The following is a 16,580-nucleotide window of genomic DNA, read 5'->3' on the forward strand; positions in this document are numbered from 1 at the left end:
TAATAAAAAGCCCGCGAATATTGCGGGCTTTTTATTATTTAGCTTTTTTCTGATTCAGAACTGACCGGTGTTTTACTGGCCGGTTCTTTTAAAATCGACATTTTTGGCGGTTGCATGGCTACAATCATATCGCCGGTGTTCGGCGGCCGTTCCATATTGGGTGTGAAGGGAATAAGTTGAGTATCTTCTTCATCGTCGATTTGTAAAATAAACAGAGGCACCGCATCTTTATTTACTTCTAAATAATCTTGCCAAGAGAACGCCTCAGCAATTTTAGTTGCGCTGACTTTGCCCCCTTTAGCTATCATGCTACTGAGCCTCGCATAAGATGCATTATCACCAAATAAAATTTGCCGAGACAAAAATGTTGCACTGTCTTTATTTGCCTTGGCATGGATATCTGAAGATTTGAGGGAATAAACGTTTTTTTCTTCGAGCATGTGAGAAAAATACTGTACTCCCAAAGCATTATGGTGACGATTAGGAGATAACCCCAATACCGTTTTTAAGCTCGACATAGGTAAATAGCGCTCAGCATGTTCTGATTGCGGGTTACCGTAGTAACAAGCAAGACCATCCATTCTCGCCATGCGGCAGTTTTCCCAAGCAGGGTCAGACAAGTACACATCAATTTTTTGATCTTGCAGGCCTTTTGCTATCGCTCGAGCTAAATGATTAGCACCAATGATTAGCACCGTTGAAGGCTTGGGTTGACGCATTTTGAGTAACTTAGCGACCGGGATAGCGGTAAGGCTTTGTAAAACCACCGTAACTATAATGACCGTAAAAATGATAGGCACTATTTTTTGAGCATCGGCGATCCCCGCTTTAGTCATGCTCAGCGCAAATACAGAGCCAACAGCAGCGGCAACAATCCCCCTAGGTGCGATCCAAGCCAAAATAGCGCGAGCACGCCAAGGTAACTCAGAATTGTAGGTTGACAGGGCAATACACACAGGGCGAGCTACAAATAATACAATCAATAAGAACACAATAACGGCCGGACCCAGTAGCATCAAATCAGGCAGCTTTAATCTAGCAGCGAGTAAAATGAATAAAGTCGAAATTAATATCTGTGATAAATCTTCTTTAAACTCTAAGATTGAATCGAGCTCAAGGTCATCTTGGTTAGCCAAATAGATACCAAATACAGTGACTGCGAGTAATCCTGACTCATGACTAATTGCATTAGAAACCGTAAAGCTGACCAGAACGAGTGCTAACACTCCAAACTTATGCAACTCATAAGGCAGCCACTCACGGCGAATTAATACACCGGTAATATAACCGGCTAAAATACCTATCGATAAGCCAACACCGACCGTTTTAAATAAGGCAAATAAGGTATGGCTCAATACGCCACTTTTACCTGCAAGCATCACTGCTTCAAATACTAAAACTGCAAATAATGCCCCTATCGGGTCGATAACAATGCCTTCCCAGCGCAAAATACGATCAATTTCTTTTGTCGGGCGCATCGCATTTAAAAGCGGAGCTGTAACCGTTGGGCCTGTCACCACTAAAACGGCACCAATGACTGCGGCAACACGCCAATCGAGGCCAAGCAACCAATAGCAACTCAAACCTAGGATGATGGCTGTTGCCACCATGCCTATTGAACATAGGTTTCGGACGACTTTGCCGATCCCTTTGAGCTCTTTAAAATGCAGTGTCAGCGAACCTTCAAACAGAATGACAGCCACAGACAACGAAATCAGTGGAAATAATAAATCACCAAATACAGCATCAGGATCGAGTACAGAAAAAACTGGACCGAGTAACAAACCTGTGATTAACAAAAATAAGATAGCTGGCACTTTTACCGTCCAAGCTAACCACTGTGCCATGACTGAGCATAAGGCAATTCCTGCGATATAAATTGCTGTCATTAATACATTTCACCCCGAGTTAAAATTGGCGCAATTATACGCATCTCTTTTGAACAATCACCCTAAATAATAAAATAAATGCCTGTTTTTATTAGGATGATATAAGTATCAGTACAGAGCCAAAACTTCTCTATTTTTTAGGCTCGGCTTCTGTTTAGAGTAGTTTGTAATTCAGCTGATTGAAACTGAAAAAGGTGAAAAATAGTCACTAATTAGTTCCAGTATTTCCAGCCTTGTAGGTAGTAGTAGAGAACTTGCGGATTATCTAATGTGCTGATTGCTTCATCACTTCCTTTTAAATCATCAGGGAATAAAAACAATTGAGGCTCAATCGGTTGTTGGTAAAAGCGGGTGTCGATAGGTTTGGCTTGTGGGGCAGAGCACTGTTGATGGCATGCCATTACAAATCCCCATTCGCCGAAGGAAGGGACATTGACATGGTAAGGAGCCACTCGGGAAAATTGAGCTGCATTTAAGGTGTTATGAATAGACCAAAAAGTTTGTTTAGCAAAAAATGGGCTGGTTGCTTGAGTCACTATGATCCCGTGAGGGTATAAGCGCTTTTTCAATTGTAAGTAAAATTGTTTGCTGTAAAGGCGTGCTAAGCTGATGGTTTTGGGGTCGGGCAAATCAATAATAATTAAATCAAATAATAAGTCTGTTTGTTCGGTATAGACATACCCATCAAGGTGCAAGATCTCTACTTTTGGGTTGTTTAATGCATCTTGGTTGAGTGAGGTTAAATAATGATTGGTTTTTGCCAATTGTGCGACAGCGGGATCTAAATCTACCAAGATAATTTTGTCGATAGCGGGATATTTGAGTAGTTCGCGTACCGCTAAACCATCACCGCCACCCAAAATTAACACAGTTTTGGGTGTATTAAGCCTCGCCATAGCTGGGTGGATCAGCGACTCATGATAACGATATTCATCAATGGATGAAAACTGCAGGCCACCATTGAGATACAGTCGAATATCATCTTTATTTCGGGTTAACACGATTTGCTGATAAGGAGTTTGTTCAGAATGGACGACATGATCTTCATACACCTGACTATTCCACATTTTGTTCAGCTGATGACTGGTAAAAAAAGTAACCAGTAATATCCCAGCCACGACCACTAAAGTCGATTTAAGGATTGTCTTACGTGCGGCGTTGAAATGGTCGATAAAATACCACAGCAGCACCAGAGCGATGGATAAATTCATCAACCCAAAAGCCAGAGATGTTTTAAATACGCCGAGCCAAGGTAAAAACAAAAACGGAAAGAGTAAAGTGGCCAATAACGCGCCAAAATAATCAATAGACAGTACATTAGAAAGGTTTGCTTTGAGTGTGTAATGTTTTTCCATTAAGCGGCTTAATAATGGAATTTCTAACCCGATCAGTACGCCTATTACAGCGGTCAATACAATTGAACAAAGCTGCAGTGGCAAACCAAACGCATAAGCAAAATACAATATTGGCACACTCATTCCGCCAATCAATGCTAATGCAAGCTCAAAACAAATAAATAGGCTTAACAAAGAGTGATCAGGCACCCAGCGAGAGACATACGATCCTACGCCCATAAAAGCCATATAAATGCCAATCGTAAGCGAAAATTGCGTAATACTATCGCCAAGAAAGTAAGCGCCTGTAGTCGCGATGAGCAGCTCATAAATAATCGAGCATAAACCCGCAATAAAAATACTAAATAGCAGGATATGGCTTTCGCGAAGCATTATTTTCCGCCTCGTGAGCCACCAGTTCGAAATTGAGCACTAGCGACACTATGCTCGCGCAGCTCTCTGTCGACATAAATGTGATTGTGCCGGTATGAATAACTGAGCCAGTTTATTTCATCTTCATCATCACTGTAAGCCCATACACTGGTCAGTAACGTCGGAATAAAAAAGAGTAATAAAATAGGCCACTCTTTCATGGGCGCCGTCTTCATCGCATCGAGCTGCTTAGTGGTCAGGCGCTTAATCGGCTTATATTCAATTTCATTTTTTTCTTGTTCGAGACGATGGATAAAAACAAGTAAGCAAAAACCTGCAACTAAACCACTGAGCCACAGAATGATATTCATCTTACCTGCATCGCCACGTATTGCTAAAATACGAAAGTGAAAAGGAGACTGTTGACTCGCTTGTTTACTCGATGAGTTATCAGTAATAAAGGCTTGATACATGCCTTTTTTTGGGAAGCGTTGATCTAAATGTACTTGAGTATGATACTCAGTCCACGATCCTTCCGAATCACGACCACTTTCAGCCCAGAGCTCATCCGTGTAAGCAAAAAGATAATTTCCCTCACTATCAAAAACCTCGATATCGATACTTTTCCATGAATTGAGCGGCAAACGGCCTCTCACTTCGAAACGTATCATTTGCCCGTCTCGTGTTACTTCAAATGGGTATGGAGTGTCTGTATTACTGTATTGCGCACTATTTGCAAAAGGTTTTGAAGTCTCGGGGGCGGCGACATGAGTATCAATCACCCAAGCGAAAATAAATGTCACAATCGCAATGATAAATAATTTCATGGTAGTCATTTTAAGGCCTACAACGCAACGAGGATGGCAAGGGCGACACAAATAGCAAGGCTGCCTTCAATCAATGCAACGGCGATATTGCGCTCTGCAATTGCGGTATCGAGCACAATATTAGGCAGTAAAACTTTATCTACTAGCAAGCGCATAAAAGGTAAGACTAAAAATGCAATCGCGCTATCAATCGCAAATAAGGTCAGACTTTGTTGCCAAGAAATAAATTGGCCGCTAATCGCATGAAATAAAATGACCCCGACTGCGATTAAAGTTGCTGAAAAACTCACTGCAGCGGCTAGGTTTTGCTCTTGCAATTGTTCTTGTACATCAAATTGCGTTAAATAGTCATAAAGCCTCGCAAAGAGGAGCAATAGTGCTTGCCCTAGCAGATAAAACACAACCGCAGATAACCAAGAGCCTTCGCCGGCTAAAGCGCCACCAATCAGCAAGCTACTACTTAAGTAACTGGCAGCTTGCGCGATACCTGTAGCGAGATTTTGTTTATCGATTAATTGCTCAGTATTGCAAAAAGCGTGTAGTAAAAACTTATCGTTGATCCAACGCGAGAGCACCAACAAAGCCATGCCCAGAGCACTGTAAATACTGACGTTGATTAAATCGTTAAGTAAACCTTGGCTTGGTCCTGCTAAGACGCAAAAATAAATAATACTGACAGCAAATAAATAACCAGAAATAGAAATAGCCAATGAGGTATTTCGATGCTCAGAAAGTTGCTTTACCGTATCGTACGGGGTGGTAAGGTTGTAAACCCACTTGGCAGCAAGTAGCACAATGATAAACAGGCCTAAATAAGCACTGTTGACTAAGTAATTATCTAAATAAATATCCATATCTATGATTCTTATGTGATTTTTTCAAGATAGTAACATAAGTAAAAAGACAGAAAAATAGTGAGTGTTGGGATAAAAATGGTGGCCCCTCCCAGACTTGAACTGGGGACCTAACGATTATGAGTTGCAAAAAAAGGACTTACTACGAGTTACTTTTTGATATAACTATTTACTAATTTTTGTAGCTATATCATAGGGTTATTGAATAACTCCTACCTCTGATGCATAAATCATTATGTATTTCAGAACGTTAAATTTTACGTTCAAAGTAGCACAGAGGTAGCACCAGATGTCAGACACCAAATTTCGCTTCACAGAATTGTCGCTTGAAAAGATCGAATCAAACGGAAAACGCACTCGCTATTATGACAATCTATTGTCAGGACTCATTTTAGAAGTGAGCGCAGCAGGTAAGAAGTCATTTAGAGTCTATAAAAAGATACCAGGAAGAGACACCCCTATTAATGTCACCCTTGGGTACTTTCCATCAATTTCACTTGATGATGCAAGGCGAATGGCTAGAAAAGTAATGGCAGATATCGCTGAAGGTATAAACCCAAACGATCTTAAGCGCCAATTTAGAGCGGCTTCGATTACTCTGAAAGAAGCTTTTGATTCATACATCGAATCTAGAGATCTTAAACCTATAACTGAAAGAGGTTACCACCAAAAAATAAACTGCTATTTACCAGACTGGCATAACAAGCGCCTGGCCGATATTAATCAAACAATGATTTTAAAGCGCCAGCGAGAAATAACCTCAAGAAGCCCTGCTCAAGCAAATTATACCATGCGCCTAATGCGTGCTTTATTTAACTTTGCTAAAGCTGAATACAAGTCTTCAGAAGGTCGCTCATTATTTCCAGAAAACCCTGTTGATGCACTTTCTGAAAAACGAAGCTGGAATAATGTAAAGCGTAAGACAACAAGACTACGTCGTTCACAACTAAAACCATTCATAGACGCATTATATGAAGTTAGAAATGAAGCTGCTAAATATCGTCAAAATAGCCGTGTCGGCTTTTGTGATTATCTGGAGTTCTTAACCTTTTCAGGCCTGAGAAGGTCTGAGCTACTGCAACTCCAATGGTCACAAGTACACCTTGAAGATAGGATATTCATTTTAGAAGATACAAAAAATGGCTTAGATGTCGAGTTCCCTATTACAGATCGATTAGCAGAGATATTTAATCGACGAAAACAATATAAGGTATCTGACTATGTATTTGGGACAAATAGTAAAAAGGGCTATCTAACTGATCCTAAAAAGACGTTGAAACATGTATGTCAAATTGCAGGAGTAAAAATCACTTCGCATGATTTGCGCCGTACATTTACATCAATGGCTGAGAGTAGCGGAGTGTCAGGATACCTCCTGAAACGCCTTCTAAACCATATTACAGATAAAAGTGATGTTACTGCTGGCTATTTAATTTTAACCGCTGAGGAGCTTAAAGAGCCCGCAGAAAAAGTAACAGAAACAATAGCCAAATATGCAGGTTTGATTGAAGAAAAGCCTGATGATCAAATGAGTGAAATGAAAAGTCTGTTAGCAAGCTTAACTAAAGAACAAAAAGTAGAATTAATGAGCACTTTGTTAAGTTAAAATTGGGAAGTGTTAGCTAATAGCTCTAGAGCTCAATTTGCTAACACTCCAAGCTTAAGGACTGACAGCAAAATCTAAAGCAACAATCACTAATACAGTAGCAATAACCGTAGCTACAGCTTTGAATATACGTACTAGCTGATTACGACGAAACTTTTTATCCTCAACGATATAATTTTTTTCTACCCAAGCAATAAGGCCTTCAGTATTAAGTGTATTTTCAACTTTTCGCTTAACAAGGTTAACGTACAAATAAACAGAGCAAAGCAAAAATACAACTACTAAAATTAGCTGCAAAGGCAACCCACCTGGAACTTCAAACTTAGTTGTATCTGGATATTTAACAAATCCCTTTATAACTACAAGCCATAAAATACTCACTAAAGAAAACGCCCAAGCGACATATGTTCTGTAAGTTGATCTAATATCAGACTCGCTCTTATCTCTTCTATCTCGTTTTCCTGATTGGACATAAAACGAATTAGACAACGAATTTAAATACTCTTTTTCCCTATTGTAAGTAGATGGCTTTAAATATCTAGCCGATTTAAGTGATACGCATAAAGAGTTCATATATGAAATAATCCCTTGCTCTTCACCAAAAGCTTTTTGACCGCCGCTAGAGTAAGTTCTCTTAATACTTGTTAACTCTCGTTTAAGCTGGCCTAACAACTTTAAACCCACAGCATATGGAGATTCCGCTTCATAGGGAACTATTGTGGTTAAAGAGTCTTCTTCAATATAATGATGTTTATGAGAGTGCAAAGAGTACTTTATATAATAAAAAGCCTGTCGCATTGCTAAATACGCTTTATTCTCAGCTACTTTAGATAAAGAATTAGTTAACTTCAATTTTGTGAAACCGCGAGGATCTACACTAAAACTGATTTCATAAAAATGCTGTTCAATATACTTATTAAAGTTTTTTGATAAATCTTTAACGACAGAATTATAATGTCGATTCAAGTCTGTTTGAATCCCTTTCCACTCAGCTGATGTTAACTTACTGGAAATTTTTTTATGCAAAGGCTTTGCTTTATGAATGTGTTCAAACCAAGGGAGAGAACTTTCTCCATCCTTCGTTAATTTTGGTTCTTGAGCCAAAGGATAAATAAATAACTTACCTTGTAAGTTTCTTTCATCTAAGTTTTCTGATTCATTAGTTTCAGCAACAACTATTACTCTAAATTGCCCATCACAGCCTTTAGTATTAGAATCTTTCCAATCTAACTTTGACTGCAATATTATTCTGCGAGCATGATGGTCATACTGCTTCAAAAAACCATAATTAATTTTAGTAGTTTTGGGATCTTGTAGTTTCTTATTTGTAAAACTTCCAGAAATGCCTGGTGCCATTAACCCATAATCCAAATGGCCGTTAATGCAGGGAATCCAGCCTATATGAGTGTAATCCATTTATTAATAATTCCTAAATACAAAAAAGCTCACCCAAGGTGAGCTTTGTTACATCAAAATTCTATTTTTATTTTTATATTAGACGCTTATACCACACAGCTGACGGTTTTTGGTCAGCAACCAGCTCACCGCTATCTTGGTCTATATACATACCATGAGACAAGGTTGATCCAGAAGGTGTAACTCCAGCCTTACCTAATTTACTTTCGACTTTTTTCATTTTATTTCTTTGTTTGCTATCCGAAAAAATAGAAAAAGCTTGGTTCAAGGCAATAGTTAAGCCAATGAAAGCAATCAATGTGTATAGAATGTACATAGTTTATCCTTTTATCGTCCAGCACTAAAATTAGTCGGAACCATCGTCCAAAGCAATAAAATAAATATAAAATTTTATATGCCCGGGGTGCAGATATTAACAGCATACCAATTCAAAGATCAATATAGGCGCTCTTTTTTTACTCAATCAATCTCTTTATTTACAGTTTGGCGCTCTGATTCTAGAAATTCTATTCTTTGATAAACAAGGCTTTTTTAACAGTAGTGGCTAATGAACCGATAAATGTAAAAACACTTAAATTATGATTGTGTTTATTTCTATATTTATAAATACGTTTAGTGCTTTTCCCTGTTTAGAACATTGAATATACAGCTAGTAAAAGGGCTACAGAGGATATAAAAAATCAAAAGTACGAATCAAAAAAGTTAAAGGTACGACAGCTTTCATCAAAAGTACGATACTATTCAAGATCAAAAGTACGACGTTATTCAAGATCAAAAGTACGACACTAACCAGTGTTTTACCCTGTTTATAAAAGTTCGGAGTTCAGTTTCGCGAGTTCCATCCTTCCACTTCCAGTATCACGAAAAATATATAAGCTGTCGCCTTCCACCTTCAATCGGTAATCGAGTATTTTTTCTATCTTTTTAAGCCGCTTTTTTAAATCTGACAATGACGATCTAATACCAATTCTTTCCCGTAAATTATCTAGCTTTATAACTTGCTTAGAAGGCCTACCGCAGCGCTTCCGGCAGACTTCATAAAGTCTGCGATCAAATGGTTTTGATAATTGAAAGTAGTCTTCATGTAATGTTAATACATCATTGTCATCAATCGTCTCGATGAGCCAATCGGGCAATGTTACTTGCCAGCGGCTTAAACCACTACCTTCGATTAACTTAAAGCCTTCGATGAGACCCATATTTTCCAAAAATCTTCGGCCATTAAACTTGTAATCAGTCGCAATTAAAGTTCCTGCGAGTCGATATAAAGCCTTTTCAACAAGTTTGTACTCTTTTCCTGATGTTCCTCTCCCTGTAGCCTTTAGGAGATCATAGGTGTTGAAGCGAACCGTGTTACTGAGCTCTAACTTAGCATTTTTTGCAGCCATGATATGGCTCAAGCAATAAATGAGTACTTCTTTATCTTTGATGGTTGCTCGACCCAGGACGCTCGGAACAATTTTTATCGATACGCCTTTATATGAAAAATCCAAAACACCTTTAGACTTCCCGTCTAATGCAAACACAGGCCACACCATTGAAAACATATCTGATTTCAAATTGACATGAGTCATTTTGCATTCGAAATACGCCATAGCTTGCGTTACTTGTTTCTTGGTTGAGAAGCTAGCCAGTTGTGAAAATCTTCAACAGGGAAAAGTAATCGAGCGCCAATTTTAATATGCGGTGGTAATGGATAATTTCCACAGCCTTGTTTGTTCTTAGAGATTTGATTAAAAAGAGCTTGTTTGCTGATAAAAAGTAAGTCGGCTACTTCTTCTGAACGATAAAATACCTTTTCCATTATTATTGACCTCAAAGCGTAAGCGTTGAGCTCAATTATTAGCTCAACACATTATTAATTAGTTGAGCGACAATGGTAATTAAGTGGTAAGAAGCTTGTCCTTGAAAAACAGGGGTAACTTTCGGGGGGTTTTTAACAGTTTAGAGGAAAAGTAACTTAATTTAGTTATCAATAAAATTAAATAACTGATTTTTATATGTATTATTTTTTAGATTTGGAGTTAGCTAGTAAAAAGGCCTACAAAAAAATTTTCTTGATAATCTTTTTAAGTAGGCTTTTGGAGAGGTCTACGTAATATCACTTACATTTAAGATAAAACAAAGTAGCGAAGAAGATCACAAGACTTAGAATCAGAGCGCAACCAGCGAGTACAGGAGCCATGTTTAAATCCTGCCTTCTTTAATTGCTGTGAAAAGGTCATTTTTCAGCTTGTCGTAGCGTCGAGTAGCGCGAATCGCTAACACCATTAAAATCCACATTTGAAACCATTCGTATAATGTCATAACTGCAATCTCAGCTAATGCTTTGCACTTGAGTATAGAAAAGATCCTTCCCAATTACACAAAGCAATAATCCACTCACTAATATTTTGTTGCTTCTGCTCATTACAACCCATGAAGGGGAAGGTGATTTTTTTGCTTCGAGACTTAAAATGACTGAAAGGCTCTAATCTAATATCCCAAACCTCACCGATTTCATTTGTTAAGTCAAAAGCCAGTGCTTTCTGAGAAATCAAAGCAAAAAAGATTTCCTGTTCTGACTGAACTTCTTTCTCAAATGATAGCCCTAATGGTTCACATTCAGCTTCTATACCAGCTAAACGGCTTTGAAACTCAGCTACTACAGGTATAAATGGCCTTAGCTCAACATTTTTGTATAGATCTAAAAGTACCATACATTGCTCCTTAAAATTAGGCATGCCTAATTTTGCTCACCCCCTATTCTTTAAATGATTAGTAATAGGTGTCGTAAAGCTCACCACGTGATTGTGCATCTTCAGCTTCTTCACGCGACATAAATTCACCATCAGCGATAATATTGCCCATACCATCATTCAATTTATCTAGTTGCTCGTTTTCTTTCGACGACTGCTCATCACTTGTAAATATACTTACCAACAAGTAGATAGTCCTGACTGATACACACACAAATGTTTCAAGCATATTCATTCCTCCAAACCCAATTTGGCATGTCAAATTAAAAGCTAAGTATTCCTTAGTATCAAACATTCATTAAAGCTAAGAAACTCTTAGTTTTCAAGCTAAGAACTATAAATAATGAAAACTAATGACGAATCACCATTTCCAAAGCGCTTAAAAAAGGCTAGAAAAGCCAAAGGGCTATCACAAAAACAGTTAGGGATTTTAGCTGGCATGGATGAGTTTGCGGCATCGGCAAGAATGAACCAATACGAAAAAGGCGTACACGCACCAGACTTTAAAACAGTGAAAGCACTTGCTGATATTTTAGAAGTACCCACTGCTTATTTATATTGTATTGAGGATGAATTAGCAGAAGCTATTCTAGAACATTATGGTGAAGCATCTGATAACACCTAAGATTACTTTTACTAATTAATATTTTATTTTAAAAGCTTAGGAAGCTTATCCATATGATATTCAACTTTTAAAATTTCTGATGATTTAATTTTCTCAATGGTAGAAGTTTTTTCATTGTATATTAGAAACCAATTATGACCTTCTTGAATGATTTTAACTTTAACTTTAGCTTTTGAGTCAGCTAGATAGACTGTTGCATTAATTACTTTTGAGCCACCCAAAGCAGTTGGTATATAAGGGTAAATATGATTCGAATAAATAGAAATAAATTGAAAAAGGCCATATCCCAAGCAAAGAAGAGCAAACATTAGAGAAAAATATTTTTCATGTTTCGGATCTGAGTCCAGATCTAAATGATTAAGCTGTACCCCCTTTTTTTCATCATCTTGAGAAATCGCTATTCCATAAGCACCTAAGAAAAAATACAAAGTAAACTTTGAGTACTGACTCAATAATTCACTCTCACTGCTTGCAAAGAAAAGAAGAGCTATAAAAGGGATTGTAATTATATAGATTAATATCTTAAGTAACTTTGACTGAAACCGCTTTCCTCTTATGACCTCTATAGCTAACAAAGAAAAACTACTATAGAAGATATAAACACCAAAATTCATGTAAGCGCCAAATGCTGAGAAAGGTAATTCTAAAAAATCAGCACTATGCAAAATACTGTATATTCCTGCTGGTATCGATGAAATTCTCAGTAGCCAGGGGAACAAAATTTTTGGCTCGTAACTTTTAGAAACATCTGAGATATTCGTTCTATAAAACACAAACAGGAACATTGATGTAAAAATAAAAACTGAACCAAATCCAGTAAGCATATACCTAGCTTCTACAAGCTCAAATTCATAACTACCATAACTTGCCAAATATGAGTTATGTACAACAAAACCAACTAGGTATAACAATATAGGAACTCGTATGAAATTATTTTTTAAAAAATCCATTTTATTCTCAGTAATTTAAAGCTTTTAATAGTGCGAATTACATCATATGTACTTCTCTTGGTCGATGGAACTTCAATTTAAATATTTAAAATTGAGGCATCATGAGCAATTGCCTCCTCTTTTCTGGGCTTCGCCCATACCCCGCTATGTAGAAGCCTAAAATAGGCTTGCACATAGCGGGGTATGGGCTCTTGAGCATCTTACACGCAGATTTTTATTTGCAGATTGAAATATAAATTAAAGCTGCTAATCTAAATATTAATCCAGCCCTTCGGGCAAGAATAAAATAGGCGCTGCACTGCTGCCTTCAACACGTTGTTACATTCTCTGTAACCCCCACTTCAGAAGCTTTCCGCTTCAGTATAAAACCAAGTCTTTTGATTTTTAGGCGCGATCAGTCCGAGCCTTACGCATGCGTAAAACAGGGGCGAATAGGCGTTAGCCGCTGAGCTTTATCAGCCAGTTTTTCTTACAATCACACCGGAGAATAACTATGACCTTTAATGCTAAAGCAGAAGCATTGCGCCTAAAAAATGAGAAAAAATTGATCAGTAAAAAACGATTTAAGCCATCCAAGCTCGATAAACATAAACAACGACTTCTGGCTCTTTACGAAGAAGATACGAATATAGCTAACCTACAAAGATGGCTCTTGCGTAAAGGAGTGAGAGCACATTGGACAACTGTAAAACGGTGGGTACAAAAGAATGGCTAAGTTCGCAAAACCAGAAACGCAAGCGGAAAAGCTGGCTAAAAACTTATACAAGCACAAAATTATTAAATCTCTAGGTACCGCTCGAAGCTATAAAACAGCACTTATAAAAATAGCTCGGTGGTCAAAGGATATTGGCATTAATGGTGTGCAAGGGATGAGCATTCAGGATGCTTATAAATACCTTGATTATCGCAGTGAGTTTGCAGGCCAAAAAACGTTAGATATGGAACGTCAAGCAATCCAAGCTATGTTTAAACTCAACGGCAAACTTGGCCCTAAAGAAACGCTGACTGTAATAAAATCCGAAAAAGAGATTATCGAAAAGTCTCGCGCCTACACTCCAGTCCAAGCTCATGCAATCAGTGAACATCAAACTAGAAAATATAATTTATCTACACAAATAGCCTACGCAGCAGGATTAAGAGCACATGAACTTTTAACAATAGCCAGAGTATCAGAGCGAAAAGCAGATAGCCGCCCAACGTTAGACAGCAAATGGCTTGGTCGAGAAGGTTGTATTTATACAGTTAAAGGCAAAGGTGGCCTAATCCGTGATGTACTAATACCTAACACTTTAGCTAACCAGCTAGAACAAAGGCGCTTAGCGCAGCCTATAACGGTTCGTGATAGGGAAATTAACTATTTGCAACGTTATGATATTGGTGGTGGTCATAAATGGTCATGCTCATTCTCAAAAGCATCTAGTCGCACACTCTTTTTTTCTAATGGCGGTCATGGCCTCAGGCATAGCTACGCACAAGAGAGAATGGCTGAGCTAAAGAGTTTCGGTTTAAGTAGGTCTATAGCTCTTGAGACAGTATCGCAAGAGCTAGGCCATTTCAGGGCTGAAATTACTCAAGTTTACTTGAGATAAAAGCTACCCATTGATTAGTACTTTATGCATTAATTCAAAGTGATGAGCAATTGATAGCTTTTTAATATATGCCAAGCTGGTTTGACAACCATTCTGATAGATTTCTAGCAATTCGTTGAGAGACTTTGACCACACTAAGGTTTCAGGTTTAGTTCTTATAAAAGCCTCTAATTCTGAAATAGCCTCTTCAAGCAAAATCGGCACTTCATCAGCTACTTGCCTCTCAGCTGATAAAAAATGCCTCATATATATTTCTAAAGTCGGCTTATCAAAAGTGATATGAAGAGCAGCTGTTATGGCCTGCCCGCCTCCCTCTGAGAAGTAATCACCCACCACAGAAAAGTCACCGTAGCCTTGAAAACCTCGACTTGCATAGTTGACATGCAAATCAGTAAAAAACTCTTCTAACTGAGCTCTATATTCTCTATTAGTGGACCTACGATTAAAGCAATCATCAATTAATACACGCTCAAAATCACTAAATTGTGATTGATAAAAGTTACTTGAGCAATGCTCTATAAAAATATGCTTTTTAAACTGCCTATTCGTTGCTGATATCTCTTGTAATAATTGGATATCCTGAAATTGACCAAAATGAATAATTGAAAAACTATGTTGTGGGTACCTATCGAGAATAGTGTTAATTTCTGTATTTGTAGATGTATCATTCACAATTATTCCAAATTCAGCATTAGGATAGGTATTAGAAATTCCATCTAAAAGTTGCTCTCTTGCGAGCGAATTGTTGGCTAACTCTCCAACTTTAGGGTTTGAAACAATGATATAATTTGAATTATTTTCTTCTAAGACTTCTATACATTTAAGAATGTCTCTGCTTGACTGCCTAACTGGCTCAATAATGGGTGTAGAATTGCTCTCTGTAATTTTGTCGATAACATAACGAACAGCTAATAATTCAAACTGCTTACCACGTAGATAAGAGTGATACATTTTCACATTCCTTGTATTGTGTATTTACTAACCAACAATACAGGATTGTAAATTTAATAAAAGCTTTTTATTCAAGCGACTTGACAACAAGACTGAGGTTAATGATTTAGGAAAATCCTTAAAAGTGCTTTTTTCTAAATCTGAGTATTCCCTAGCTCTAATTTGTTTCAGATATTCCTTATGAAGAGTGTTTATATCAAGTTTTGCAAATAGCTCGATACAATCTTGTTTTCTTTTTGATGGGCTCAGTGCTGGGCTGTAATCAAAGTTATTGCTAATAATCTGCATATACTCAGGCACTCTTAAACAATTTAATATTGTTTCTGAACAAAAAGTTTCTATGTTTGTAGATGCTTCTCTTAACATTTTTAGGCTATATCTATCTGTTAATTCATAAAGCCCAGTAGTACCGTCTACAACTTTTAGAGCCTTCTCTACATCAACACTTGGTACAACAAGATAAACCCTTTCAAAAGCTTTTTTATAAGTTTTCAACTGAGAGTCTAATCTTTGAAAAGAGTCAAACTCAGTTTTAATTTCATATGCTGTTGAAGTACCATTAAAAATAGCAACATCCGCAATAGTATTATTAACCTTGAACTCTGTGACATAGAGTGAATTTGAGAGCTTATGCCTCCCTCTTACTATTTTTTCTGCGATAGCATTTTTATATATATATTCATTTGGGTAATGCTGTCTCAATAAGTGAAATGCCCGCTCAAAAAATGCAGGTAGGTTCTGATAATCGAGGCGAATCACATTGGCTTCTAACTCAGAAACTATCTTTTCAAGCGTATGACTCTCACCAAACTTGGCAAGCTCCACTAGGATGCTTTTATTAAAGACCTTGCTCATAAGTTGAAAGTCGTATTTGGTCAGTTCGATATTTTTCATAACCAGTTAAGTAAAAAACATTCCATTTAATTTACCCATAAACAGAGTAACCCATGAATTCAAAATATACATGTAATTATTGCATCATTTTAGGTTCATTAATATTATAAAAAGTAGCACAGAGGTAGCACAGGGTAAATTCTGTTAGTAGGTGTTTACTTAGGAAGCTTGTAAAAATGGTGGCCCCTCCCAGACTTGAACTGGGGACCTAACGATTATGAGTCGTGTGCTCTAACCAACTGAGCTAAGGGGCCATTTAGACGCGTTAGCCATAAACTGACTAAGCGGGGAGCAGTATAAAAATTTTTACTTCGCTTGTCACTAGCAAAAAGCGTAAATCTCTGAATAAGCAGCACAACTGCTTATATAGTGTGCAGTGTTGGCGGTTTTGGGTTGTTTAAAGCAAAAATGATGCTAATGATAAAGGGGTAATTAAATGAAGCTTGTGTTGTATTGATGCCTGTTATTCGAATTAAAAAAGGTGTGGTGGGTTGGCTATGAGGGTACCGATATAAAAAACCAGCACTTTGTGTGC

At 37.6% G+C, this 16,580-nt stretch carries 17 protein-coding genes and 1 tRNA gene; 4 read left to right on the forward strand and 14 right to left on the reverse strand.

Going from position 1 to position 16,580, the window contains the following annotated elements:
• Positions 1–38: 38 nt before the first annotated feature.
• The 4 genes from PULV_RS13010 to PULV_RS13025 all read right to left on the reverse strand — a co-directional run bounded on the left by PULV_RS13010 (position 39) and on the right by PULV_RS13025 (position 5,276).
• On the reverse strand, positions 39–1,889 hold the full coding sequence (locus tag PULV_RS13010) for a cation:proton antiporter (RefSeq protein WP_193331933.1): 1,851 nt from the start codon (positions 1,887–1,889) through the stop codon (positions 39–41).
• Positions 1,890–2,101: 212 nt separating this feature from the next.
• Positions 2,102–3,616 (reverse strand): polyamine aminopropyltransferase, encoded by a 1,515-nt coding sequence (locus tag PULV_RS13015; protein ID WP_193331934.1) that lies wholly within the window; start codon positions 3,614–3,616, stop codon positions 2,102–2,104.
• The gene (locus PULV_RS13020; RefSeq protein ID WP_193331935.1) at positions 3,616–4,431 is read right to left on the reverse strand and encodes a hypothetical protein; all 816 of its coding nucleotides are present in this window, start codon (positions 4,429–4,431) and stop codon (positions 3,616–3,618) included. Before PULV_RS13020 ends, PULV_RS13015 begins: the two co-directional genes overlap by 1 nt.
• Positions 4,432–4,439: 8 nt before the next feature.
• The gene (locus tag PULV_RS13025) at positions 4,440–5,276 is read right to left on the reverse strand and encodes a DUF350 domain-containing protein (protein ID WP_193331936.1); all 837 of its coding nucleotides are present in this window, start codon (positions 5,274–5,276) and stop codon (positions 4,440–4,442) included.
• A 289-nt stretch (positions 5,277–5,565) separates the two neighbouring features.
• Between PULV_RS13025 and PULV_RS13030 the strand changes: the two genes are divergently transcribed.
• Complete coding sequence (locus tag PULV_RS13030) at positions 5,566–6,882, forward strand: tyrosine-type recombinase/integrase (protein WP_193331937.1); 1,317 nt, start codon at positions 5,566–5,568, stop codon at positions 6,880–6,882.
• Positions 6,883–6,936: 54 nt separating this feature from the next.
• Here the strand turns inward: PULV_RS13030 and PULV_RS13035 are convergent, their stop codons facing one another.
• The 6 genes from PULV_RS13035 to PULV_RS13060 form a co-directional block, all read right to left on the reverse strand.
• Positions 6,937–8,238, reverse strand: coding sequence for a hypothetical protein (locus PULV_RS13035; RefSeq protein WP_193331938.1), 1,302 nt, complete (start codon positions 8,236–8,238; stop codon positions 6,937–6,939).
• Between the two features lie 133 nt (positions 8,239–8,371).
• Positions 8,372–8,614, reverse strand: a complete 243-nt coding sequence (locus tag PULV_RS13040) for a hypothetical protein (protein ID WP_182732031.1) — start codon at positions 8,612–8,614, stop codon at positions 8,372–8,374.
• 490 nt (positions 8,615–9,104) lie between these two features.
• Entirely contained in the window at positions 9,105–9,893 is a 789-nt protein-coding gene (locus PULV_RS13045; RefSeq protein WP_193331939.1) for a replication initiator protein A, read from the reverse strand.
• Between the two features lie 8 nt (positions 9,894–9,901).
• Entirely contained in the window at positions 9,902–10,102 is a 201-nt protein-coding gene (locus tag PULV_RS13050) for a helix-turn-helix transcriptional regulator (RefSeq protein WP_033032042.1), read from the reverse strand.
• Positions 10,103–10,619: 517 nt separating this feature from the next.
• The gene (locus PULV_RS13055; protein WP_193331940.1) at positions 10,620–10,997 is read right to left on the reverse strand and encodes a hypothetical protein; all 378 of its coding nucleotides are present in this window, start codon (positions 10,995–10,997) and stop codon (positions 10,620–10,622) included.
• Positions 10,998–11,055: 58 nt separating this feature from the next.
• Positions 11,056–11,265: a hypothetical protein gene (locus PULV_RS13060; protein ID WP_193331941.1), complete on the reverse strand. Its 210-nt coding sequence runs from the start codon at positions 11,263–11,265 to the stop codon at positions 11,056–11,058.
• 114 nt (positions 11,266–11,379) lie between these two features.
• Between PULV_RS13060 and PULV_RS13065 the strand changes: the two genes are divergently transcribed.
• On the forward strand, positions 11,380–11,661 hold the full coding sequence (locus PULV_RS13065) for a helix-turn-helix domain-containing protein (RefSeq protein ID WP_193331942.1): 282 nt from the start codon (positions 11,380–11,382) through the stop codon (positions 11,659–11,661).
• Between the two features lie 23 nt (positions 11,662–11,684).
• On the opposite strand, the gene PULV_RS13070 is transcribed toward PULV_RS13065, so the two are convergent.
• On the reverse strand, positions 11,685–12,611 hold the full coding sequence (locus tag PULV_RS13070; RefSeq protein ID WP_193331943.1) for a hypothetical protein: 927 nt from the start codon (positions 12,609–12,611) through the stop codon (positions 11,685–11,687).
• 493 nt (positions 12,612–13,104) lie between these two features.
• On the opposite strand from PULV_RS13070, the gene PULV_RS13075 reads away from it, so the two are divergent.
• Both PULV_RS13075 and PULV_RS13080 read left to right on the forward strand, forming a co-directional pair.
• Positions 13,105–13,326, forward strand: a complete 222-nt coding sequence (locus PULV_RS13075; protein WP_193331944.1) for a hypothetical protein — start codon at positions 13,105–13,107, stop codon at positions 13,324–13,326.
• A complete protein-coding gene (locus PULV_RS13080) occupies positions 13,319–14,200 on the forward strand; it encodes a site-specific integrase (RefSeq protein ID WP_193331945.1) in 882 nt (293 codons plus the stop codon). The genes PULV_RS13075 and PULV_RS13080 overlap by 8 nt, the downstream gene beginning before the upstream one ends.
• A gap of 3 nt (positions 14,201–14,203) precedes the next feature.
• Here PULV_RS13080 and PULV_RS13085 read toward each other — a convergent pair whose 3' ends face one another.
• The 3 genes from PULV_RS13085 to PULV_RS13095 form a co-directional block, all read right to left on the reverse strand.
• Entirely contained in the window at positions 14,204–15,151 is a 948-nt protein-coding gene (locus PULV_RS13085) for a sce7725 family protein (RefSeq protein ID WP_193331946.1), read from the reverse strand.
• Between the two features lie 27 nt (positions 15,152–15,178).
• A complete protein-coding gene (locus PULV_RS13090) occupies positions 15,179–16,045 on the reverse strand; it encodes a sce7726 family protein (RefSeq protein ID WP_193331947.1) in 867 nt (288 codons plus the stop codon).
• A gap of 177 nt (positions 16,046–16,222) precedes the next feature.
• Positions 16,223–16,299, reverse strand: a tRNA-Ile gene (locus PULV_RS13095).
• Positions 16,300–16,580: the final 281 nt, after the last annotated feature.

The organism is Pseudoalteromonas ulvae UL12 (assembly GCF_014925405.1).
GTDB lineage: Bacteria > Pseudomonadota > Gammaproteobacteria > Enterobacterales > Alteromonadaceae > Pseudoalteromonas > Pseudoalteromonas ulvae.